The 1,465-nt window shown below is 54.9% G+C and carries 3 protein-coding genes; all 3 read left to right on the top strand.

Annotated features, from left to right (window positions below):
* A partial coding sequence (locus ACE4YL_RS08825; RefSeq protein WP_461369551.1) for an MT-A70 family methyltransferase occupies positions 1–392 on the top strand: 392 nt, incomplete at its 5' end.
* Positions 389–571 (top strand): hypothetical protein, encoded by a 183-nt coding sequence (locus tag ACE4YL_RS08830; protein ID WP_461369552.1) that lies wholly within the window; start codon positions 389–391, stop codon positions 569–571. The genes ACE4YL_RS08825 and ACE4YL_RS08830, both read left to right, overlap by 4 nt.
* A gap of 65 nt (positions 572–636) precedes the next feature.
* Positions 637–1,455 carry a DNA adenine methylase gene (locus tag ACE4YL_RS08835; protein WP_461369553.1) on the top strand — a complete coding sequence of 273 codons (819 nt, stop codon included), beginning with the start codon at positions 637–639 and terminating at the stop codon, positions 1,453–1,455.
* Positions 1,456–1,465 lie beyond the last annotated feature (10 nt).

The following is a 1,465-nucleotide window of genomic DNA, read 5'->3' on the forward strand; positions in this document are numbered from 1 at the left end:
CGGAAGGCTGTCACCTTTATTTGTGGACGACCAACAACTACCTGCCTGCTGGCCTTGAGGTCATAAAGTCCTGGGGCTTCCGCTACATCACAACGATCACCTGGACCAAGGACAGGATGGGCCTGGGGCAGTATTTCCGCGGCATGACTGAACATTGTTTATTCGCAGTCCGCGGCAAGCTGCCGTATAAAATCATCGGGGGTAAGCGGCAGCAAGGAGAAACGGGATTCTTCGCACCAAAAGGACGGCATAGTGAAAAGCCGGAGAAGATGCGGCAAATGATTGAGCGGGTGAGCTATGGGCCGCGGATCGAACTTTTCGCCCGGCAAACAACCCCCGGATGGGACGCATGGGGAAACGAAATCCAAACAGAAGGGGATGCTGCGATATGACCATCGAAAAAGAAGGCTTTTTATACTGCCTCTACTGTGATATTTGCGGTGAAAAAGCAGACGAATCTTTTAATGAGTTCATGGATGCTGTAAATTACAAAAAGCGCGAGGGCTGGAGAAGCCAGAAAAATGAGCACGAAGAATGGGAAGATGTTTGCCCGGAATGCCGGGGGACATGAACGGGGGAAGGAGGCAAAACCATTATTGGAGAGAGGTTGAGCAGATTAAAGGAGAGGGAGAGCGCATGAAGCCAGTCCTGAAATACCCCGGCGCGAAGTGGAATCTTGCAAAATGGATAATCAGCCATATGTCGCCGCATACGACATACCTTGAACCGTTCTTCGGCAGCGGGGCGGTATTCTTTCAAAAGCCGCCGTCCAAGGTAGAGACGATTAACGATATTGACGGCAATGTCGTAAACCTGTTCCGGGTGTTGCGAGAAAGGCCGGGCGATCTGGCAGAGATGATTGAACTTACCCCCTGGGCGCGTGATGAGTATTATGACAGCTGCACCGGGAGAACCGGGGACGACCTGGAAGATGCCCGCCGTTTCCTTGTCCGCTGCTGGCAGGCTTTTGGGGCGCGGCTTGACGCCCGGCCAGGGTGGCGGCACGAGAAGAAAGGCACAATGCGGGCGAGCACATATCACACATGGCTAAATATGCACAAGAGGATCATGACGGCGGCGGAAAGGCTGCGGGAGTGCCAGATCGAAAACCGCCCAGCGGCCGACCTGATCCGTGACTACAATTATCCGGGGGTGCTGGTATATGCCGATCCGCCCTACCCACTACAAAGCCGGGGAACGCGGCTATACGCCCACGAAATGACCGACGCCGATCACATTGAACTACTCGAAGCCCTGGACGCCCACCCCGGCCCCGTTCTCCTCTCCGGCTATGCCTGCGAGTTATACGATACCCGCTTAAAGCATTGGCGGCGTGAAACAATCAAGGCGCAGGCCGAGAAGGGGCAGGCGCGAGAAGAAGTCCTCTGGCTTAACCCGGTGGCGGCGAAGGCACAGAGGCAACAGACATTATTCCAGGAGGGGGCCGCTCCATGAAATATAAAAT

Origin of the sequence: Candidatus Darwinibacter acetoxidans, from assembly GCF_041936445.1 — a bacterium.
Lineage (GTDB): Bacteria > Bacillota > Limnochordia > Darwinibacteriales > Darwinibacteriaceae > DTU010.

What these genes read in the sequence shown, in the direction of transcription:
- ACE4YL_RS08830 (WP_461369552.1), top strand. Translation starts at nt 389, where the DNA reads ATGACCATCGAAAAAGAAGGCTTTTTATACTGCCTCTACTGTGATATT.
- ACE4YL_RS08835 (WP_461369553.1), top strand. Translation starts at nt 637, where the DNA reads ATGAAGCCAGTCCTGAAATACCCCGGCGCGAAGTGGAATCTTGCAAAA.